The 23,448-nt window shown below is 38.4% G+C and carries 17 protein-coding genes; 1 reads left to right on the forward strand and 16 read right to left on the reverse strand.

Translation table 11 applies throughout. The features are described from left to right. Positions 1-279: 279 nt before the first annotated feature. From lacZ to BM121_RS16255, 16 genes are all read right to left on the reverse strand, one after another. Positions 280-3,402 (reverse strand): beta-galactosidase, LacZ type, encoded by a 3,123-nt coding sequence (lacZ, locus tag BM121_RS16180; protein ID WP_091484694.1) that lies wholly within the window; start codon positions 3,400-3,402, stop codon positions 280-282. 14 nt (positions 3,403-3,416) lie between these two features. Continuing rightward, positions 3,417-4,043, reverse strand: coding sequence for a bifunctional 4-hydroxy-2-oxoglutarate aldolase/2-dehydro-3-deoxy-phosphogluconate aldolase (locus tag BM121_RS16185; RefSeq protein ID WP_091484695.1), 627 nt, complete (start codon positions 4,041-4,043; stop codon positions 3,417-3,419). 21 nt (positions 4,044-4,064) lie between these two features. Beyond that, positions 4,065-5,018: a sugar kinase gene (locus BM121_RS16190; RefSeq protein ID WP_091484696.1), complete on the reverse strand. Its 954-nt coding sequence runs from the start codon at positions 5,016-5,018 to the stop codon at positions 4,065-4,067. A gap of 11 nt (positions 5,019-5,029) precedes the next feature. Further along, positions 5,030-6,178, reverse strand: coding sequence for a galactonate dehydratase (gene dgoD, locus BM121_RS16195; RefSeq protein WP_091484697.1), 1,149 nt, complete (start codon positions 6,176-6,178; stop codon positions 5,030-5,032). A gap of 19 nt (positions 6,179-6,197) precedes the next feature. After that, positions 6,198-6,962 (reverse strand): IclR family transcriptional regulator, encoded by a 765-nt coding sequence (locus BM121_RS16200; protein ID WP_091484698.1) that lies wholly within the window; start codon positions 6,960-6,962, stop codon positions 6,198-6,200. A 726-nt stretch (positions 6,963-7,688) separates the two neighbouring features. Beyond that, a complete protein-coding gene (locus BM121_RS16205) occupies positions 7,689-9,740 on the reverse strand; it encodes a beta-galactosidase (RefSeq protein ID WP_091484699.1) in 2,052 nt (683 codons plus the stop codon). Positions 9,741-9,744: 4 nt separating this feature from the next. Then, positions 9,745-10,827 carry a glycoside hydrolase family 53 protein gene (locus BM121_RS16210; protein WP_091484700.1) on the reverse strand — a complete coding sequence of 361 codons (1,083 nt, stop codon included), beginning with the start codon at positions 10,825-10,827 and terminating at the stop codon, positions 9,745-9,747. 24 nt (positions 10,828-10,851) lie between these two features. Beyond that, positions 10,852-11,694: a sugar ABC transporter permease gene (locus BM121_RS16215; RefSeq protein WP_091484701.1), complete on the reverse strand. Its 843-nt coding sequence runs from the start codon at positions 11,692-11,694 to the stop codon at positions 10,852-10,854. Next, positions 11,694-13,007 carry a carbohydrate ABC transporter permease gene (locus tag BM121_RS16220; RefSeq protein ID WP_091484702.1) on the reverse strand — a complete coding sequence of 438 codons (1,314 nt, stop codon included), beginning with the start codon at positions 13,005-13,007 and terminating at the stop codon, positions 11,694-11,696. The genes BM121_RS16215 and BM121_RS16220 overlap by 1 nt, the downstream gene beginning before the upstream one ends. Positions 13,008-13,078: 71 nt before the next feature. Continuing rightward, positions 13,079-14,380, reverse strand: a complete 1,302-nt coding sequence (locus BM121_RS16225) for a sugar ABC transporter substrate-binding protein (RefSeq protein WP_091484703.1) — start codon at positions 14,378-14,380, stop codon at positions 13,079-13,081. Positions 14,381-14,666: 286 nt separating this feature from the next. Further along, complete coding sequence (locus BM121_RS16230; protein WP_091484704.1) at positions 14,667-15,749, reverse strand: DNA alkylation repair protein; 1,083 nt, start codon at positions 15,747-15,749, stop codon at positions 14,667-14,669. Positions 15,750-15,817: 68 nt separating this feature from the next. Then, positions 15,818-16,657, reverse strand: coding sequence for a helix-turn-helix domain-containing protein (locus tag BM121_RS16235; protein ID WP_091484705.1), 840 nt, complete (start codon positions 16,655-16,657; stop codon positions 15,818-15,820). Positions 16,658-16,750: 93 nt separating this feature from the next. After that, positions 16,751-17,941 (reverse strand): ROK family transcriptional regulator, encoded by a 1,191-nt coding sequence (locus tag BM121_RS16240; protein ID WP_091484706.1) that lies wholly within the window; start codon positions 17,939-17,941, stop codon positions 16,751-16,753. 43 nt (positions 17,942-17,984) lie between these two features. Beyond that, positions 17,985-19,553: an FMN-binding glutamate synthase family protein gene (locus BM121_RS16245; protein ID WP_091484707.1), complete on the reverse strand. Its 1,569-nt coding sequence runs from the start codon at positions 19,551-19,553 to the stop codon at positions 17,985-17,987. A 252-nt stretch (positions 19,554-19,805) separates the two neighbouring features. Continuing rightward, positions 19,806-20,789: an aldo/keto reductase gene (locus tag BM121_RS16250; protein ID WP_091484708.1), complete on the reverse strand. Its 984-nt coding sequence runs from the start codon at positions 20,787-20,789 to the stop codon at positions 19,806-19,808. Positions 20,790-20,802: 13 nt separating this feature from the next. Next, positions 20,803-21,660: an NAD-dependent epimerase/dehydratase family protein gene (locus BM121_RS16255; RefSeq protein ID WP_091484709.1), complete on the reverse strand. Its 858-nt coding sequence runs from the start codon at positions 21,658-21,660 to the stop codon at positions 20,803-20,805. A 258-nt stretch (positions 21,661-21,918) separates the two neighbouring features. Between BM121_RS16255 and BM121_RS16260 the strand changes: the two genes are divergently transcribed. Then, the gene (locus BM121_RS16260; protein ID WP_091484727.1) at positions 21,919-23,448 is read left to right on the forward strand and encodes a response regulator transcription factor; all 1,530 of its coding nucleotides are present in this window, start codon (positions 21,919-21,921) and stop codon (positions 23,446-23,448) included.

Genomic DNA, 23,448 nt, shown 5'->3' on the forward strand with positions numbered 1-23,448 from the left:
GTGTCCAGATTATTCTAAAAAACGTAAGATTTATAAACCAGGATAATGTACTCTAACCAAGTTAGAAATGATGAAATGTTTTTATCTGCTACGGCAACCGCTTCGGCTGACCGTTTCGCTTTCTGGAGCTGTGCCCAGCATTCTATACATTTCAAAACACTCTTTATTTATGTCGCTTCTATAAGACAAAACGCTGTTATACCAAGGATTTTATACTTTCTTTAATTACCAGTAAATACATAAAAGTATCCAAATAACCACTGAAAGTGTCCAGAAAAATTATAATCTCTTACGCAATGTAGTTTTGGCTACATGTAACGGATCCTCATTAGATGAAAAAGGAACAAGTCGAACTGCAAATGCAAAGTCCTGTGCACGTAATTCATATTTCTCTAAAACATCTGGACCACAGCTTGCAGAACCTAAGCCATGCTGTTTATAGTCAAGATTTAGGGTGAGACTATCCTGCTTGATCAATTCATGTGTATGTCTTGCCTGATCGATATTTTCCATATCATAACGATGGACACTAAAATCAAAGGTTGGCTTCCCTGTTACTAGAAGTCCTGCACCTGATTCTTTGTAAAGGGACATCCATTTCACCTGATGGCGATTACCATTTTCTTGTGGTACAGAATAATTTGTAAATAGCTGATCGACTTTGCCTTGCCAGACTCCAAACCGATTAGCCTCTTTACTATCGACATAAGCTTCACCAGGTCCTCTGCCATTCCACTTTAGATGATCGAGTGCGTCTGGTACTTTCATTTGCAAGCCAATACGTGGGAATGTATCCGGTGCCTCCCCATCTAATTGACCATTAACCGTAACCTGTACATCTCCAGAGGCATAGACATCATAAGTATAGGTTGTTAAGATAGCCCACGCTAATTTAGGTGGTGCCATTCTTACTTTTGCTATGACCTGTACTTGTTTTTTATCATCAGAAACCTGAAAGTTAAAATCGTCAAGTCGGTGCTGTAACCAGTGCAAACCATATTTTTTCCAGTATATTTTATTGCTTACTGGTTTCCATTGTTTTGTTTCGTACATATCATTATCAATCAGTGCACGCCAAAAATTTAATTTCGGTGTACTTTCAATGACTTTTTCACCAAGAAAGCTCCATTGCTCCATAAGTCCGGTAATTTTGCTAAAAGAAAGAACGAAATCATTTCCCCGTACATCTAACTGATTCCGGTGATCATTTATAACCAATGTACCTGATTGCAGTCGTTCCACTGCTGGTTGTATTGCTTTCACAGGCATCTCAAATTGTGAAAATGCAACTTCATAACCAACATGCCCCCATTCGATATCCTTTGCTAATACTGCTTTTACATGGAGACTATAATCTGTATTTGCAAGTACATTTTCAGGTTCAGAAAAATCGATAGGAATTTCCTTCGTTTCTTCAGGCTTAATCCCAGAAAGAGCTTCCGATCCACTTTCTGCTATTTTGCCATCCGCTTCAACTGTCCATACTAATTGAAGATGATCTAAGTCGATGAAATCATAGCGATTTGTTACGCGAATTGTCTTCGCATCCCAATCAACAGACCCTATCTTCACCGGCTCTAATACTTTTTTATATTCGATTAATGCTGGGGATGGTGTATGGTCAGACATGACTAAACCATCCATCACAAAATTGGAATCATTCGGCTCATCGCCAAAATCTCCGCCATAGGCAAAATATTCTTCCCCATCCTCTGTCGTGTTACGAATGCCGTGATCCATCCATTCCCATACAAAAGCGCCCTGCAGTCTTGGATAACGGTAAAATGTTTCCCAGTATTCTTTTAAGGCACCAGGGCTATTCCCCATCGCATGGGCGTACTCACAAAGAATATGAGGTGTTTGCAGAAAATCTTTCTTTCCTAACTGTTCTAAAACTTTAATATCTGTATACATCGTTGTAAAAACGTCAGAAGATATCGGGTCTTTTTCTGGATCCATATTACTGCCATTCATAATGGTACGACATTCACCCTCATAATGAACAAGACGTGACGGATCGCGCATCTTTGTCCACTGATACATTGCATCATGATTTTGACCGTAGCCTGATTCATTTCCTAATGACCACATGATAATTGATGGATGATTTTTATCCCGTTCAACCATCCGAATCATTCGGTCAAGATAGGCTTCCTGCCATTCTGGATCATCACTTATCAAATGAGGATTGCCAATATATTCAAAACCGTGACACTCCAGATCTGCTTCATCTATGACGTACAATCCATACTCATCACACAAGGCGTAAAAACGTGGATCATTTGGATAATGGGCCGTCCTCACGGCATTGATATTATGCCGTTTCATCATTTTTATATCTTCGACCATCCAGTCAAACGGGACTGCTTTGCCGAAATCTGGGTGATGATCATGACGGTTCACCCCTTTTAATTTGATCGCTTTTCCGTTAACCAGCAGTAAACCTTTTTTTAATTCTATCGAGCGAAAACCGACTTTTACCGGAATCACTTCTATGATTTGATCCTCTTTTTTTAATATAATTAACAATTGATATAAGGATGGATTTTCTGCACTCCATTTCAATGGAGCTTCTATTTCTACTATTTTCTCGCTTTTCTGTTGATCGATAGTAGCCTCTGCCTTCTCAACCAATGACCGATTTCGATCAAATAACTGAAATTCTATGTTGTAGTTTTCTGCCGGCTGTTCATTTAGAACGGTTTCTAGTTTTAAGGTTGCATTGCGATAATCTTCATCCAACTCCGTTTGAATAAAAAAATCCTGTACATGATAGGGTGAACGTGCCAGTATATAAACATCACGGAAAATTCCACTGAGCCACCACATATCCTGATCCTCAATGTAGCTGGCATCTGACCATTGATATACTTTCACAGCAATCGAATTCTCTCCAGATTGCACGTAATCAGTCACATTAAACTCTGCAGGAATACGACTCCCTTGGCTGTATCCTACTTCCTTGCCATTGATGAAAAGGTGAAAAGCACTGTCTACGCCTTCAAAGCGGAGAAATATATGCTGCTTGTCCCAAGATGGATTAATATAAAAATTTCGACGGTAAATACCTGTTGGATTTTCCGTCGGGATTTTCGGTGGATCAATCGGGAATGGATATTGCTTGTTTGTATAATGCGGAATCCCGTAACCGTTCATTTGCCAGTTAGATGGTACAATCAATTCATCCCAATCACTGACATCCCCTTCGCAAATATCATCCGGCACTTGTTGGGGAGTGTCAAAATAAGTGAATTTCCATGTACCATTCAACAACTGAACGCGATCGGAATGGGTTCTTTGATTAGTCCATGCTGCTTCTGGATTAGTAAAAGGAATATAGGATGACCGGGCGCTTTCCCGGTTTCGCTGTAATACAGACAGTGTTTCCCAATCTTTTGTCATCTTGCTCACTCCATTCATCTAACTTTCGCTACAAATTGTTCTGCTCTTTGTTTTAACGCTTGTAAATCCTCTTTAGAGTAGTTCTGCTGTTTCTTGACTAAAGAACTGCCCAGTCCTGCTGCCACGGCTCCTACCTGAAAATATTCGGATATATTATCGAGATTTACTCCACCTGTTGGCATTAATGGAATATGTGGTAAAGGGCCTTTAATATCCTTGATATAAGTCGGTCCCAATCTAGTAGCAGGAAAGATTTTGATAAGATCACCACCAGTTTCATAGGCTGTTACTATTTCTGTCGGGGTCATCGCTCCTGGAATGCTAACAACGCCATACCTTTTGGTTAGCTTAATCGTGTTAACATCAACGGTTGGAGAAAAGATAAATTGCGAACCGGCCATAATTGCCGCCCGAGCTGTTTCTGCATCTAATACGGTGCCAGCACCAACTATCAATTCTCCATCAAATTCTTTCCTTACCTGCTCTATTGCTCCCAACACGTTAGGCGTATCCATCGTAATCTCTAATGTTCTGATTCCTCCTTGATGAAGTGCATCTGCCACATTAAGGATATGTTCTGTCGGTACACCGCGAATAATCGCTACTAATTTATGCTGATAAATGTTTTGCAATATCTCCATAGAATGTGAACTCCTTTCGTATTACCTGCTAACATCTTCTTTTGTATCCTGAACAAATCGTTCCATCTCTTCCATTTCTGGTAATCCTTCCACATCACCATTTACCATGGTAACCATAGCACCTATTGCATTAGCTCTTGCAATTGTTTTTTCAAGAGAGAGATTTTCTAATAACCCTGATATCACCCCTGCAGCAAATCCATCTCCTGCACCAATGGGATCAACAACTCGATCGATCTGATAGCTAGGTACAAATCCATGTTCCTCTTTTGTGAAATAGGATGCCCCTTTACTGCCTTCTTTCAGTATGACGACTTCCGCACCATTTTCGATAAAAAGACTGGCATAACGCTCAAGGTCATGCTCACCAAATAAATACTTCGCTTCACTTACTCCAGGCAAAACGATATCTGCTTCTGCCGCAATTTCCAATAACACTTGTTTTGCCTTTTCTTTAGATTCCCATAATTTTTCACGAATATTTGGATCAAAGATAATTGTTACCTTATGTTTCTTGGCATATTCGATCGCTTGTCTGACTGCCTGGTAGCAGGTTTCGCTTAGAGCAGGTGTAATACCGGTTATATGCAGATATTTGGCGCTTGCAATATAGTCTTCCTCCATATCCTCCGGCCCTAGCTTACTAGCGGCAGAACCCGCTCGGTAGTAATAGACACGTACGTCTTGCTCCCTGCGCAATTCTTTGAAATAAAGCCCTGTCTGTGCTTGCGAATCTGTTTTCACTTGAGAAGTATCTACTCCTTCACCACGAACAAAAGAGCTCATAGCCTTCCCTAATTCGTCTTCACCAACTCGACTGATCCATCCAGCCTGAAAACCGAGTCTTGTAACACCAATTGCCACATTTGTCTCTGCACCAGCAAACTTTCTCGAAAAATGAGATGCATATCTCATCTTTCCTGTAGTTTCAGGTGTCAATAATGCCATTGTTTCCCCAATTGTTACGACATCCATCGGAATCCTCCTTACCATTCTGCAACGGTTCCATCCTGATGACGCCAAACAGGATTTCTCCATCTGTGTCCTTCTTTTGCCATTTCTTTTACTTTCTCTTCGTTGATCTCTATACCTAAACCTGCACCCTGAGGAATTTTGACATGACCATCCTCATATGCGAATACTGATTTATCTGTAATGTAATCTAATAAGTCATTTCCTTTATTATAATGAATCCCTAAACTTTGCTCTTGAATAAATGCGTTGTGAGCGGTTGCATCCATTTGTAAACAAGCAGCTAAAGCAATCGGTCCTAGTGGACAATGTGGGGCAACAGCGACATCATACGCTTCTGCCATCGAAGCTATCTTTTTCACTTCGGTAATCCCACCTGCATGTGATATGTCTGGTTGAATAATGTCCGCATGGCCAGATTCGAATAACGGCTTAAAATCCCAACGAGAATACATCCGCTCACCAGTCGCAATCGGAATACATGTATGCTTCGTTATTTCCGCTAATGCTTCATTGTTTTCAGGTAAAACCGGTTCTTCGATAAACATCGGACGAAATGGTTCCAATTCCTTTGCCAGTATTTTAGCCATTGGTTTGTGAACCCTTCCATGAAAATCAATACCAATACCGATATAATCACCAACTGCTTCACGTACAGATGCAATTCGTTCGACAACGTTATCAATTTTTTCATAACTGTCAACATATTGCAGTTCTTCAGTTCCATTCATTTTCACTGCGGTAAAACCGGCCTCTACTACTTTTTGAGCAGCTGCTCCAACATCACTTGGCCGATCACCGCCAATCCAGGAATAAACTCGAATCGAATCGCGACAAGCCCCACCTAACAGTTGATAAACAGGTGCATCAAAGTACTTTCCTTTAATATCCCATAGTGCTTGATCCAGACCAGCGATAGCACTCATTAAGATCGGACCCCCTCGATAAAAGCCGGCACGATACATAACATTCCAGTGATCCTCAATCTTCATAGGGTCTTTCCCTATTAAAAAGTCAGACAGCTCATGAACTGCTGTTTCAACAGTGGCTGCTTTTCCCTCCACAACAGGCTCTCCCCATCCTGTTATACCTTCGTCTGTTTCGACTTTTACAAAACACCACCTCGGCGCTACAACAAATGTTTCGATATTGGTTACTTTCATCCTCCAACACACCTTTCCATTAATTGTTGATATAACCTAATTTTGCAGATATATGTTTACTTTGATCTAACATCGCTTGTGCTAAATCGCCTTTAACCCTTTCCATTGTCACTCGATCAGCAGGTCCTGCAATACTGATAGCAGCAACAACTTTAGAGTCATGATCATAAATGGGTGCTGCAATACAGCGAATACCTTTTTCATGTTCCTGTTCATCAATCGCATATCCTCTTGCTTTAATTGTTCTTAATTCATTATCGAGATCGGCTTGCTCTGTAATCGTGGTCTCTGTAAATTCAGGTAGTCCTTTTTCTACAATCAACTCCTCTAATTGTTCTTGTGTGAAGCCTGAGAGTAAGGCTTTTCCAACACCTGTACAATGCATTAAAGCTCTTCTTCCTATTTGGGAATACATTCTTAATGTTTGATCGCTTTCCACCTTATCAATGTAAACGACTTCATTTTTGTCATGAATGCAAAGATGAACCACCTCTCCTGAGCTTTTCGCTAAAGTATGTAATGCTTCTTTAGCAACTGTTCTGATATCTAATTGATTTAATAACGAGCCTGCTAAAACAAGGCATTGGATACCGAGACGATAATGACCACTTTGCTCGTCTTGCTGTACATAGCCTTTTGCCATTAATGTGCTTAAAAGACGATGCACAGTGCTTTTTGCCAGTTCTAAATCCTTTGATAACTTTCCTATGCTCAAACCCTCTGGATATTTTGATAATATTTCTAATATAGAAAAGGTGCGTTCTACTGATTGAACTTGGGACATAATTTCTTCACCTAACCCTTCCTTCGTTCCGTATTGTGGAATTATATTCTTCTTTGTGGAATACTTTTATTTTACCCGTGTAGTTCCCTATTCGTCAAGCAGTTATCTAATAATGAGCTATGGACGTGATTTACCGATTCAATGCAACATAAGTGAATCATGTTTTTTACTTCTTAAGAAAAACCGGGAAAGTAAGGTGACCCCGAAAAGTTAGAAATGATGAAATGTTTTCATCTGCTACGGCAACCGCTTCGGCTGACGGTTCGCTTTCCGGGGGCATGCTCTTCAGCTAACTTTGAAAAGAAAAACGCTTTTCAAAGTGGATCTTCAGAACACGCTAATTCCCCAGGAGTCGAAACGGTCGGCCTGCTCTATTGTTATGTTCTACAACTTATTATATAGCATCATTTTTGCGTTTACTGCATCATGTAGAACCCTATTTTCTATCGCTATAAAAAGCCAACATATTAGCTGTCACCATAGGTGTAGAGCCTATCCTTAAAGCGTAGGAAAAATGCGAAGACTCACGGCGCTAGAATGCATGAGCTGAAGATCCATTTTATTTTAAAAAATTAGCTGAAGCCATGCCCGCGGAAAGCGAAGCATTTTTCCGGAGCTGTGCCCAGCACTCTATACATTTCAAAACGCTGTTATACCAAGGATTTTATACTTTCTTTAATTACTTAAAAAGGGTATTCCTCATCTAGGAATACCCTTTTTTCACGTTTATTTTTTTAATACTTTGACATCGAATCCAGTTAATGAAACAAGTTCTGATACTTCACTTTCTGTTATTAAATCTTGATAGGTTTGACCGATTAGCTTAATATCTTTTGGCTCATTCGAAAAGTTCATTAAAAACAAAAATTCATTTTCGCCATCTGTACGGACTTGTGCACTGACGTCTTTTGGTAATAAACCACCTGTTGCCCGTTTCAATGATAGCTGATCTGCTAACTTTTCAAAAAAGGCTTGATGGAACGCCTGATCATTTCTGGAGGCGATATAATAAGCTTTTCCATCACCATAGTGATTAACTGTTAATGCAGGTCTGCCCGCATAAAAGTCACTTCCATATTGTGCTAAAGCTTGTGCACCTTCTAAATGGATCAGGTCACACAATTCTTTTGCATCATATTCACTACGTAAGCCTAACTCATTATTGCCTACTACTTTGATACGATTTGTTTCGCCATCATATAAGCTGTCGATTTCTTCTGACCAGATTCCTAACGTCTTACGCAGTGGTCCAGGGAATCCACCAAGGAAACAAAGGTCATTGTCATCAACAATCCCAGACCAGTATGTTGTGACGAAAGTCCCGCCATTTCGGACAAATTTATCAATATTTTCGCCAACTCCAGGTCTCACCATATAAAGCATCGGCGCAACCACTAATTTATATTTGGAAAGGTCTTTTTCAGAATCAATAACATCAACGGCAATACCTTGCTCCCAAAATGCCTGATAGTGCTCTGTAACTGTACGCTCATAATGAACACCAGCATTACGCGGTCCTTGGGCATCTTTTACTGCCCAGCGATTTTCGGTATCAAAAATAATCGCCACTTCTGCGTCAACCGTTGTTCCTACTACTTCATCTAATTTAGCTAAACCTTCGCCAAGCTCTGTGACCTCTTGGAAGACACGTGTATGCTCATGCCCTGCATGGTCGACAACCGCACCATGAAATTTCTCACTGGAACCACGACTTTTACGCCATTGGAAGTATTGTACAGAGTCAGAGCCATGCGCTACCGCTTGTAGAGATGATAATACATGCATCCCCGGCTTTTTCAGTTTACTGATTGGCTGCCAATTCGTTAAACTCGGCGTACTTTCCATTAGTAAAAATGGCTTACCATCTTTTAAAGAACGGAACCAGTCATGATTCATCGCCGTATAAGCGGCAAGATAGGAGTCATCTTGTTGATCATGCCATGTCGGATACGAATCCCATGAAATCACATCTATGTCATCAGAAAATTTCGCATAGTTTAATCCTTCAAACGTTTCCATGAAGTTTGCTATTGCCGGCATATCTGGTTTAACTGCTTTTAACGGTTTCACCTCATGACGATAAAAATCTAATGTTTGATCGGTGACAAAACGTTTCCAATCCAGGTTTTGTCCATGAACCATTGTTTCTCCGTGTGGTGCAGGAGATTCAACTTGAGTCCAGCTCGAATACGTATGACTCCAAAACGTTGTCCACCACGCAGCATTTAGTGCATCTAATGTTTGATATTTTGTCTTTAACCATCCACGAAATGCTTCTTGGCAGTAATCACAATGGCACTCACCACCATATTCATTAGACACATGCCAACCAATAACTGCTGGGTGATCGGCATAACGTTCAGCTAATTTACTATTCATAATCTCTACTTTTTCACGATATACAGGCGATGTGAAGCAGTGATTATGGCGCATACCGTGCAGATTACGTACACGGTTTGCCCCTACTCGTAATACTTCCGGATACTTTTCAGACATCCACGCCGGCCTTGCTCCACTTGGAGTTGCCAGAAAAGCATAAATGCCATTTTCATGAAAAGTATCAAGCAATTTATCCATCCACTCAAATGTAAATGTCCCTTCCTCCGGCTCTAATTTTGCCCAAGAAAAGATGCCGACTGACATCACATTACAATTCGCAAGCTTCATTAAACGGATATCTTCTGCTAAAACTTCCGGATACTTCTCCCATTGCTCCGGATTATAATCTGCCCCATGTAGCATTTTTGGTATTTGTTCACTTACTGGCTCGAATTTCATGTTATCACCTATCTTCCTCTGTGTTAGTACTTTCTTGAAAGGCTTCCAATCCTGTTAATTTGTTTCCTTCATAATCAAATAAGGTTAAATGAGACCAGTTATTTTCATGGCCGACTGACCATTCCTGTTTGGAAGGAATCCAACAAGGCTCCCAATAATAAATTCCTTTACCAAAATTGTCTGGCGTTTGCTTCACTGTTTCGATTAACTTCTCCAAATAAGCTTTTTGACCCTCGGGCGTGGCTGGATATCCCGGTACAAGATGTTCCCGGAAATCCGGTGCATCATCTACCTCCGGAATCTCACCTGGCACAATCCACGGATAGGCAACTTCCACCACTATTATTTCTTTCTGATAACGAGTTGCGACATCTTCCATATTTGCTTCAAAATCCTCGTAAGGACCATGCCACCAAGGGTAATAGGACAGACCGATCACATCATAATCAAGCTGATATATTGCCATTTGATCGTAGAATTTGCGCGAGCCTGGATTATCTCCCCCTCGGTCAATATGAATCATTGTTTTTATTTGATCAGCTTCTGTTGTCACAGCTTTCACACCATCAAGTCCCGCTTTTATAAGCGGAATAATACCGTCCCAAATTTCAACTTCCCCGATATTCTCTTCTTTATATATCTTGCCTTCTTCCCACAACATGCCATTCGTGATTTCATTACCAATCTGAACCATGTCTGGTAATACATCTTCTGATTTAAATGCTTCGATCACTTCTTTGGTATAACTGTATACTGCTTCAACAAGCTCGTCAAAACTTAGATTCTCCCAGGCTATCGGTTTTGTCTGTTTACCCGGATCTGCCCAATAGTCGGAATAATGGAAGTCTAACAAAAAATCCATGTTGTAGGCTTTGATTCTTTTTGCCATCTTTAACGTTCTATCTAAATTACAATATCCCCCAGTGGGTGTATGCCATAATCGTAAACGAACAGCATTAACTCCGGCGCGATGTAATATTTTTATCACATCATCTGCTTTACCATCTTCATAATACTGACCGCCTTCTGTCTCAACTTCATCGACAAATGACAAATCGACACCCTTTATAAAATCTTTCTGTGTCATATATAAATCCCCCAAAATTGTTCATTATCCTTTCGTTCCACCTGCTGTTAAACCTGATATCAAATAACGCTGTAAAAATAAATAGACAACCGCTACTGGTATCGCAATTAAAATGGCACCAGCTGTAAATCTTGTAAAGTTATTAGAGAATTGATCATTAATAAAGTTGAATAACCCTAATGCAATTGTATAATTCTCCGGACTGTTTAATACAATGGACGGTAAAATAAAATCAAATAGTGGTGTCATAAAGTTGAATAATGCAACAACGGCAAGAATCGGTTTCGCCAGTGGCAGCACAATTCGCCAAAATACAGTAAAGTGACCTGCTCCATCAATACGAGCCGCTTCATCTAATTCTCTCGGGATCGTGTCTAAGTACCCTTTAACAAGCCAAGCGTTAAAAGGAATCTGACTTCCAACATAAATCAGAATTAGGCCTGTTAACGAATCTAGTAATCCTACCAAGTGTAAGAAAATATACAAAGCTACCATTGCCATCATTACAGGGAACATTTGCAAGATTAAGAATGTATATAAGGCAGATGTTCTCCCAGCGAATTTATATCTGGAAAATGAAAATGCGACAACCGACGTGATAATGACAGAGAACAAGGCTGCACAGCCTGAAACAATCATACTGTTCTTATACCATGTTACATAATTACTTCTTGGGTCGGTAAACAACCATTTGTAATGCTCTAATGACCAGTTTTCTGGAATAATAGATGAGGAGTAAAGACTTTGTCCAGGGTTTAATGACATTCCAATAGCCCAAACAATCGGGTAAAGGATAATAACTGTCATAAACGCAAAAATAGCATATATTCCTGTTAACTCCAGTGCTGACCTTAATTTTGGACTCATTAGATGTTCCCCTCCTCTTTAAATGAGTTTGTACGTCTGAATTGGAAGAAGGCAAATATCGAAACAATTAAACCAATAATTAAGGATATCGCTGCAGCCATGCTGTAATTGTTCGTATCAAAGGTTAATTTATATACCCATGAAATCAAGATATCTGTACCACCTGCATTTTGCCCTTGAACTGCTGGTCCACCTTCATTAAAGAGATAAATAATATTAAAATTATTAAAATTAGTCGTATATTGAATAATTAACAATGGCGCCGTTGCAAATAGTACGTGTGGCAAGGTAATGTTTCTGAATTTCTGCCAACGTGTTGCCCCATCTACTTCGGCTGCTTCATACCATTCAGACGAAACACTCTGAAGCACCCCTGAAAACAGTGCGAATACGAATGGATATCCTAACCACGTTTGGATCATAATCAATACAATCTTAGTGTAGGTTGGATCTGTTAACCACGGCAGCCCGTCCCCGCCAATCAACGGTATAATAATATCTCGGTTGATCGCACCAAATTCATCATTAAACATTGCTGCAAAGATTAAAATTGAAACAAATCCTGGTACTGCCCATGGTAAAATTAGGATCGTACGTATAGTTTTCTTGAATTTCACACGCTTGTCATTCACTAAAACAGCTAAAACCAAGCCAACAACGATCTGGAAGGAAGTAGCAACAAGAGTCCAGATGATCGTCCAACTAAATACACTAATAAACGTATCCTGCCAAATTGGAATGGTTGCTAAGTCTTTAAAATTATTAAATCCGATCCACTCTACCAGATTTCGCGGTGGAGAATTATAAAGATCATAGTTTGTAAACGCTAAGGCAACCGCAAATAATAGTGGAAAAACAACTGTAAAAATTAACAACACTAAACCAGGAGCTGTCATAATATACGGAAATGCTTTATCATACCCATTTCTTATAGCTTGTTTAAACGATGGCGGTTGCTTTCCATTGTTTAATAAGATTGCTTGCTTGTGCGCATCCCGTACATTAAATACATACAAGGTTACTGCGAAAGCTATTATAATTAAGGAAACAATTCCATATACGAGTAAATATATCGAGTGATCGACACCCGGGATCGTTCCTAGCGTCATAATTCCCCAAAGCCCTAACCAAAGAAAATCAAAAGTCGCTAGGATAAAGGCAATTTCCAATATAATAAAAGAAATTCCCTTCATATAGCGCTTGTTATAGATTTGACCTAAACCTGCAAGTAAAATGGAGAGTACCATCGCTACATTTGGATTAAACTTTTTCTGATTATTGGTTAGTTGCTTTTGTTCTTGATGTTGGGGCATAGATACCACCTCTTTCTAAAATAAGTACTAAATGGAGAGTGGAAAAGTTGAACTTTTCCACTCTAAGTAGTTTATTCATCGGCTGATGAACCACCAGATACATCAATATTATCTTTAATATTTTGAACAGTGTCTGTTACCGCTTCTTCGACATCTGCACCGTTATTAATCAGTTCAATCGCAATATCCATATCCCAAACTTGAGCCATTTGTGGGATATTAGGCATTGGAGTACCATTTGGCACTTGTTCTGTATATCCTTTATACAGTGGATCATCTACTGCATCGAGAATTTCTGGTCTTGGTGGTAATTCACCAGTTACATCAAAGTAAGTTTGAGAATTTTCGTCGTTCGTCATAAATTTAGCTAAATCTTCTGCCCATTTCGGGTGATCACTATAATAGGACACTAACCATGATTTTACCCCGATAAAGGATGGAGCAATTTCACCATTCATGGATGGAAGTGGTGCTGTTGCAACATCATCACCAAGTGCTTCTTTATAAATTGGCATATTCCAAGGTCCACTAAATACCATACCAACCTTACCTTCAACAAACAGACCATCTAATACGTCTACTGTTAATGTCTTTGGAATTAAGCCCTCGTTAATAAATTCTTGATATTTGGATAAACCTTCAATTGACCCCTCATTATCTAAGCCAATATCAGTTGGATCATATACACCATCTTCTTCACCAAATACATACCCATCATAAGCATTCATAAATGAGTACAAATAATAAAATTCTGGTGATACTAAAAAGCCATATTTATCATTGCTGGCGTCCGTTACTTCTTTGGACATTTCCATTACCTCATCAATAGTTTCTGGAGCACTATCAACAATACTTTTATTGTAAAAAGCGAAATATGTTTCTACTGCTACTGGAGTACCGTAAACATCTCCATCATAGGTAAATGCGTCAATTGCAACGTCTGTAAACCCATTCATTTCTTCCTCCGAATAATCGATCGGCATTGCTAAACCTTGAGCGATAACATCACCTAAACGATCTTGAGGCTGGAAGAATAAATCCGGACCGTCACCAGTAGGACCAGCTAATGCTAATTCTTCTACCTGATCAGGCATCGGAACCCTCCGGTAAGAAATTTCAATCCCTGTTTCTTCAGTATATTTCTCAAACAGTTCTACTGAAATATCTTCAGCAATATCTTCATCATTAATCCATACTACTAGCTCTTCTGGCTTATCTGTCTCTTCTGTACCTTCTGCTTCTTCTGTTCCGTCTGATCCTTCGTCATTACCGGTAGCTTCTTCGGCACCTTCACGCTCTGGAGCACATGCTGCAAGTAAAAGTATGAATCCTACCATCAATAACAAACCCCATAAAGTTTTCTTTTTAAACAATTCATGACCTCCTTAATAAATTAACTTAATTATCTCTACAAACTTCATTATAAAGCGATTTCATCATGATTTATATATCAAATTATTCTATATTACTTTCAAATAATGAAACATGGACTTTAAAAGTTAGAGATTAGCTGTTATTTATTCACATATTATTTTAATCTTGGTTGTCATAAGTATAAAGTGAGGGTTTTACGAACGATTAGCACCGTGATATATACACAATAATGGACAGCAGATGGATCTGTGGGATTCATCTACTGTCCACGTTTCTACTTATAACTCATGTTTGCAATACAAACTCTGTACTAGCCTTTTCTTCTCCATTTACTACAATCGTTACTGTATGTACTCCACTATAGTGTTTTCTTGTTGATAGATCTTTCCATGCATGTTTCCTTAGGATGCTTACGGTTTCATCCGAATAATGTTTGTCAGAGAGTTTAAATATTTTCCTGTTTTGTTTTCCATTTGCCTTTACAAAATCGATTGCATATTCAATTCTTAATTTGATGGGTTGAGTTGATTCATTTCTTATCTGAAAACTAAATTCCATCGTATCACCAAGCGAAAATTGCTCTTGTGACAATACTAGATCTTCGACAGTAATCTCCTTAGCTGACACGTAGCCGAAAAGACGAAGTGCTTCGACATCTCCTTTTTTTAATAAACTACGACTTCCATGTTTCAGAATCCAGTCTGTGACGGAATCGTTACCGCTCCATTTATGTACAATTTGCTTCACTAATGCCGGATGATCTTTGGAGATATCATTCAGGTTATTCGCAACGCTTTTTTGTACATATTTAGAAGGATCTTGTTTCAATTCTTCTAATATTGGAATAATCTCACTCGGATCATTTTGGAATCTTTTCAAAGGTGCTGCCCATGGAAGTTTCGGTCGACACCCTTCACTTGCTAACCTTCTAACATGCTCATCTTCATGTCTGGACCAATCTAGCATTTGTTCCATCATTTTCGATGGATTTTTAATAATAAACGGCCTTACTGCAAATTCGGAACTAGAATACTTGGTAAACTCCTCTAGTGCAGTCATTGAAGTATCCCAATATTCTATCCCATACCTTTCGACGAAATCAGGAAAAAATAAATACTCGAACCCACGACACTGAGGTGCCATGTTCATTAACAATTGAACTGCTTCTTCATAGGACGGTGGAAAAGTCTCAAAAATGGCTATTGATATATGCCGCATCCTTTGCTTTAACTCAAGACCTTTCCAGTTTTCATCGAAGATAGTTTCGATAAATCTTGTTTTATCAAATAATGGATAATGTGATTTTACCTTAGCAGTAAATCTTTCAAAAAACTCTGAGCTATACATATCTTTTAAAGGTGTGGACATGATTACAGTTTTCCTTTCGCTGTTTTATTGTATTGACACACTTCCATATTCCAACAAAACCCGCACCATTATTGATGCAGGTTCCGATAAGTGGAAGGTGTGATACCTTCACGCTTTTTAAATGTTGTTACAAAGTGACTGACACCATTAAATCCAACTTGTTTGGCAATCTCTTTCAAAGACAAATCGGGTATAGTGATTAGAATACGTTTTGCTTCCCGAATACGCAATTGTACAAGGAAAGAATAGGGGCTAATACCAAATGTATCATGAAACATCGTATTTAAATGTTGAGAACTTACTTGTGCTTTTTCTGACATTTCCAATAAACCTATGTCTTGTGGATAGACCTGCTCCAACCATTCAACAATACCTCTTATTTTTTCAAAAGATTGCAAGACAGACAGTTTGTTATTCATTTGACCATATTTTTTCAAGTGCATTAAAAATTGATAGAGGTCAGCCGAAATTTCATGCGCTAAATGATGCGGATCCTGGTATTCTTCCAATTTACTGATAATTTTCTCCATATGTCTGTTAAAAGAAATATTTTTATTCTCCTCATAGAAAGCAGAATAGTTCATATCTAATGCATTCAAAATCGGGGCTATCGCTGCTCCTGTAAAAGTAATATAATATGTTTCCCAATGGACATTTGCATCATGATCGGAGTAATATTTATGAGGTGTGTATGGCGTTAACAAAATGCCTTTGCCTGGTGGTATAGAAAAGGATTGATTTGCTAATTCAATGATCCCCTCTCCCTTCATCGTTTGTAACCAATGATAATAGGGATATCCTTCCGGTCGATTAAAATCCAGTTCATAAGGATTATAGCCAATACTTTCAATATATAAGGGTAGAGGGTTTTCAGAAACGGAAAAAGTAAATCGTTTTTTCTCAGCCACATTATCACAACTTTCTTCATGTATAGTTCTTTATACCTGCTATTATACTATAAACTGATACTCAAAAATCCCCAAAGTTTTAGATACACCTTTTTATTCTACTATCGGCACGAATAATTCACTCAAAATTAGTGCTACTGCCCCAAGTGAGGAACCATATTCTCCTAACTTAGATAGATATACTGGTGTCGCCTGAGCTCGTTCCGAGATGGTTCTTGTTTTGATTGTTTCAATTATTGGATCAAGAATAAAGGCATTCGCTTTTGAAACACCACCGCCAATAATAATCGTACTAGGATTACAGACATGAATTAAATTTGTCAGAGCAATTCCTAAATAATTCCCCGCTTCCTTTAATACATTTTGGGCTAATGGATCTCCTTTGATTGCCGCTCGATGTACCACTTCAGCTGTTATTGTTTCATTATACCCAGATAAGCTGGTATTACGGCCTTGCTCCAGTAATTCTAAAGCTTTTTCTCCAATAGCAGGCCCCGAAGCGACAGTCTGTAGGCATCCATTATTCCCGCATGTACATGGTTTACCATGCAAATCCAATGTCATATGACCGATTTCCCCTGCAATACCATGTTCTCCACTATATAATTTGCCGTCAATGACGAGACCAGCACCGATACCTCGACCCACATTAACCGCAATCATACTCTTATTCGACATTTGATTATTAAACCATGCTTCTCCCAATGCTAAGGCTTTCGCATCATTTTCTACTTTTACATCCATATCAAATGTTGCTTCTAAATGATTTTTTATAGGTATATCACGTAAGTTTAAATTAGGTGCAAATATCGAAATACCTTGCTCTGAATCTACTACACCATGCATGGCTACACCAATTCCAATAAATTGCAAGGTTGAATTATCGGTTATTAATTGCTCTACTCCTGTTGTCAGCATGTTTAAAAAATTGTCTTTATGTAGTTCTTGTATTATCTCTTGTTCCATTTCATCTACAATTTCCCCTGAAAGATCTGAAATAATAAAACGAATATCACTTGGACCTACGTCAATACCGATAATATGAAAACCTTTCTTATTAAGCACTAACATCGTTGGTTTCCTTCCACCATGTGATACACCGAGCTGACTTTCTTTTACTAACCCTTGCTCTAACAGTTCTTTCACAATCGTTCCAACAGTTGGTGGTGTTAACTGTGTTTCTTTAGCAATTTGCGCACGTGATATAGATCCTTCCGTGCGTATTTTATTTAAAATAATCGATTTATTGATTGATTTCATCCATTGAAAGCTTCCACGTTGCATGTTTTCCCCAACTTTCTTAATATACTTAAATAAGTATATCACATTATTTATTCGTCATTAAGTGATTCTCATATACTACATCGTATAGATCTTTGTAAGCAACATGCTTTTCTAGTAATTGTGTTGGGGATTCTAAACCAGCAGCTGCCGCTATATTATACAGCCCTTCTCTAGTTGATATTACATAATTGGACACACGATAAGATTTCTCTTCAATATCCAATCCTTTTTGCAGTTTCGGATCTGTAGTTGCAACACCGACTGGGCAATGATTAGTATGGCAAACTTGTGCCATAATACATCCCGTTGTGATCATGAATGCTCGGGCTACCTGTACCAAATCTGCTCCCAGTGCTAAAGCGAAAGCAATTCGGTCTGGCGTAAACAGTTTACCCGATGCAATAATTTTCACTTGATCACGAACACCAGCTTGAAGTAATGCTTGATGTAATATGGGAATAGCAGATTTGATTGGAAGCCCTACACTATCCGTTAACTCTTGATAAGTAGCACCTGTTCCACCTTCTCCACCATCTACCGAAATAAAATCTGGTTTCTTCCCTGTTTCTTTGATTGCTTCAGCTAATTGCTGTACATCACTTTCTTGCCCGACAACTATTTTAATGCCAACAGGTTTTTCTGCTACATCACGGATCTCTTCGACAAAATCGAGCAAACCATAAACATCTGAAAATTGATGAAATCGATTGGGGCTATCGTTTGATTGAAATGGTACAATCCCTCGATCCTCTGCAATCTCTTCTGTTACCTTTTCTGCTTCAAGGTGACCACCACGCGTCTTCGCGCCTTGTGCCAGTTTAAGTTCAAAAGCTTTTACTTGATCTGTAGCTGCCTTCTTTTTTAATTCCTCCCAGGACATTTCCCCATCTGGTGTACGGACACCATATAAACCTGGACCAATTTGTACGACAAGGTCCACATTACCTTTTAAATGATAGGAAGATAAGCCACCTTCACCAGTATTCATCCATGTACCACCAGCACGGCCCAATCCGATTGAGAGTGCGGTTATCGCTCTTTCACCAAGTGCACCAAAACTCATCCCGGACATACCAATTAATCCTCTAACATGAAAAGGATTTTTCGTATTAGGTCCAATAACTATTGCATGTTCTTTTCCCAATAAATAGGGAGATACCTGCTTTGCTTCATGGTGTTCTTTTCTAGAAAAAAGGTTTTCCTTATCAATGTGATATATTTTTGTATCCACTCTTGGTTCATGATCAATAGATAGTTCCTCTGTTAATCTCGGAAACATAGTATTCTTAATATAATAACCTGGCTGGTCAAAATCTCGTTTGGAGCCGAATCCTTCTAATCTTTTTTTATACTTTGCTGGCATGACAACATTAAGATAATCTTTCCTTGAGAAAGGTTTCCCCGTATCATCGTCTGTAAAAAGGTACTGTCTCAATTCCGGTCCAATACTTTCTAGAAAGTAACGGACTCTTCCTATTAAGGGATAATTACGTAAGACCGCGTGTCTTTTTTGGCTTCGGTCTGCCAAAAAGCCGATTAACATAAGTACTCCTGGAATAATTAAAACAACCAATACAGCCGTTAATAAAATAATTGCAGCGATATCCGCCATATTCCCCCTCCATTCTATTATTTCTTTAAGAATATGTATGACAAACCTTGGTGCTTTCTTGATAGATTTGTTGATTATCTTGATTTATTCAACAAATCTTGCCGCTGCCTTGAATGAACACTCTTCCCAATAAAAGTGAAGGAAAGTCATGCCACAGTTACGGCGCAGTTTTTCGATTTTGTGCATGATGATTTAGTTTTTTTGGTACCCAAATGAAAAGGTATGGAAAAAATTTTTCCATACCTCATTGTATTAATAGACGCCACGAATATGATCGTGCACTTCATTTTTATAAAAGCTTCGCAACTTGTCTAACTCTTGTTCTGAGAATTCAGGGACATCAACTGCGGCCAGGTTATCTTCTACTTGTTTTACCGTTTTAAAACCTGGAATCACGGAAGAAATAGCTTCATGGCTTAAGATCCATTTCAATGCTGCTCTCGTCATATTGCCTCTGTCTTCTGCAATCCATTCCAATTGTTTACTTAAATCTACCCCTTTGTCAAAAGCTAAACCAGCGAAGGTCTCCCCTACATTAAATGCTTCACCATTTTGATTAAACTTACGATGATCATCGTCTTCAAACTGGTGAGCAGCGGAGAATTTACCGGTTAACAACCCACTAGCTAATGGCACTCTTGCTAATATACCAACATTCTTCTCTTGTGCAATTGGGAATAATTCTGTGATTGGCTTCTGACGGAAAATGTTAAAGATCACTTGTAAAGCTGCTACATTAGGATTTTCCATTGCAAGTAACCCTTCTTCAACTGTCTCCACACTTACACCATAGTGACGAATTTTTCCTTGTTGCTGTAATTTGTCTAATACTTCAAACACTGCACCATCACGAATAATTTCAATTGGTGGACAATGAATTTGAACCAAATCTAATTGTTCACGTTGTAGTCTTTTTAAACTGTTTTCTACATAGTTAGTTACCGATTTTTCTGAATAAGTCTTATGATCATGTACATCTCCAGCACGACAAAATTTTGTTGCAATATGAATCTTATCTTCTTTTCCTTTTGTTGCTTTTGCAAGTAATTCCTCGCTATGACCGTCACCATAAACATCAGCAGTATCAAAGAAGTTTACCCCTGCATCCATTGCGCGAGCCAGTCCGTTTAATGCTTCTTTATCATTCGTCTGCCCCCATGCACCACCTATTGCCCAGGTACCAAAGCTTAACTCACTTATTTTCATATCAGTTTTTCCCAATTGACGATATTGCATGATATCTCTCCTTTTATTTATCGTTTGTTTTCACATAGTCACGCCAGTTGTGAACAGGCTGCCAACCTAATACTTCTTTCGCCTTTTTATTACTTAGTAATGTTTCATACCCTTCTATCGGCTCACGAAAGTCTGCTACATTCGGAAAACAGGTTGTCATCAGTTCTTCACTTTTAATATCCATACTGGTATTATCAGCAGCAATGTTTAACGCTACCGTTCCCAGTCCATCTTTTTCGACTGCCAACCGGTAGGCTGCACCGGCATCGCGTGCATCAATATAACTCCATAATATCGGCTTGCGTAATTCCGGTTTATGTATAAACTCAGGGAAGTTTTCATACATCTTTGGTGTAATTACATTACCAACCCGCATCGATACAACTTGCATACCTGTACGCTGATGAACCATCTCTGCAGTTTTTTCATTTACTATTTTTGATAGACCGTAACTATCCTCTGGCATTTGTGGATGTTCTTCATCGATAGGTACATATAAAGGTTGTAAGTCTTGGTTACTGAACACAAATCCATAAGATGATTCACTAGAAGTAATCACTGCTTTTTTGATGCCTAATCTGCCTGCTGCTTCTAAGATGTTATAAGTAGACATCGCATTATTTTGAAATGTTACTTCGTTTGGATGCGAATAGGCCACCGGTATCGCTGCTAAGTGAACGACAGCATCTGCATCTTCCAGAACACCATAGACTTCACCAAGATTGGTTAAATCAGTAATAATCGTTCTGCATTTTGGATCTTCAGGGTGCTTCTGATCCACATTTACTACTTCATAATCATGATCTAAAAATTCTTGAATAACAGAAGGACCTAATAAACCACTTCCACCTGTAATAACAACTTTAACCATATTGATCCCACCTTCCCCTACTTTGTTTGCGTTTTCACATATTATTATACGTACTTTTAATAGAGATGAAAAAGAATCCGCTCATACGTAACGCTTAGATCGCCTGTTACTAGACATCATCGTGTATACTCATTTAAAATCTCCTCACAACATTGATCATCGAACAATACCTTGTTGTTTGATATGATAGAAAATATAATAGTTAATCAAATGGGTAAAATATTTACAAATCGTTCCCAAGGGAGGACTATGCCATTAATGAAAGAATTTTATAAAATACTGATTGTCGATGATGAAATGCTAATAAGACAGGGAATTATAAATTATATTGAATGGGAAAGTGAAGGATATAAAATTATTGGTGAAGCCTCAAATGGTGAGGAAGCAATAAAATTGATGGAATTATATCGTCCTCACATCATCATTACCGATATCGTGATGCCCGGAATGGATGGTATTGAGTTAGTAAAGAAGGTAAAGGAAAACTATCCTGATACCGAAGTTATTGTATTAAGCAGCTTTGAAAATTTTGATTACGTAAGACAAACATTTCAAAATGGCGTAGCTGATTATATTCTTAAGCCAAAATTAAATACTAAGGAATTATTGCAAACATTAAATCATGTTACCCAAAAGCAACAAAAGTCAGCAAGTATAAACGATAGTCAATCATCGATGAGAGAGATATGCAAAAAAATTATAGAAGGTTATCAATCCATACGTGATATGGATTTTGCACGTAAACAATTTCCATACGATACGTTTGTTTTAATAGAGGCATTTGGGAATAAAAAAGAAAATAGCAAATTATCAAAAACAGCAATAAAAGACCAACTGCAACAACATCTACCGAATATAGTAACCCATGACATTCCAATACAGGAACATAGTATGTTGTTTTTAACAAATTTCGCTTCCGACGAACTACCAAAATTAAAAAGTGCTATTCATGCATGTGATACGGAAACAGGTTCATCTAGTATAAAATGGATTCTCAGTACACCTTTTCGGGCTATCGATGAACTTAAAACCATTTATGAAACAAGCCATCTCATCATACAACAGTACCATTTTTATTTACCAGATCGTACATTCCTTTACTATGATAACTTACCTGAAGCAACAGAAAAAAAAGCCGAGTTTGACTTAAATCATATGATTTATTTATTTAAACGAAAACAATTCCAGGAAGCTTTCATCTACTTGAATGAACATATAGGATTACTTTCCAATCAATATGAAACAGATGTTTTTGAATTTAAATCATGGCTGGAAAACATTATGTTTAATATCATTGTTCTACTTGGCAACATGAAGTATGATATCCAGGAACTCGAGGCAGAAAAATATCATTATTTCTCAGAAATCAACGAAGCTTTTCATGTACGAGAAGCAATTTCGATATTCGATACAGTTTTAGTCAAGGTGGAGAAAAAAGTGCTACCTGCTGATGCAGATACAATCTCTAACATCCAGCTGTTATTGGATTATATTGAGGATCATTATGATAGTCATTTAACATTAAGTACGTTAGCGGATCATTTCCATTTTAACCCTTCCTATTTGTCCAGCTATTTTAGCAAACATCATCAGGAGGGTTTCAGTGAGTATTTGAATCATGTGCGTATCAAGAACGCAATGAAGATGTTGGAGGAAACGGATAAGCCTATATCTACTATTAGTGAAGCAGTAGGTTATTCTGACCCAAGTTATTTTACAAAAGTCTTTAGAAAGTTGACGGCTAAATCGCCAAGCACTTACCGCAAAGAAAACAAACCGATGAATTGA

This window comes from Gracilibacillus orientalis, assembly GCF_900114645.1.
Taxonomy (GTDB): domain Bacteria; phylum Bacillota; class Bacilli; order Bacillales; family Amphibacillaceae; genus Gracilibacillus; species Gracilibacillus orientalis.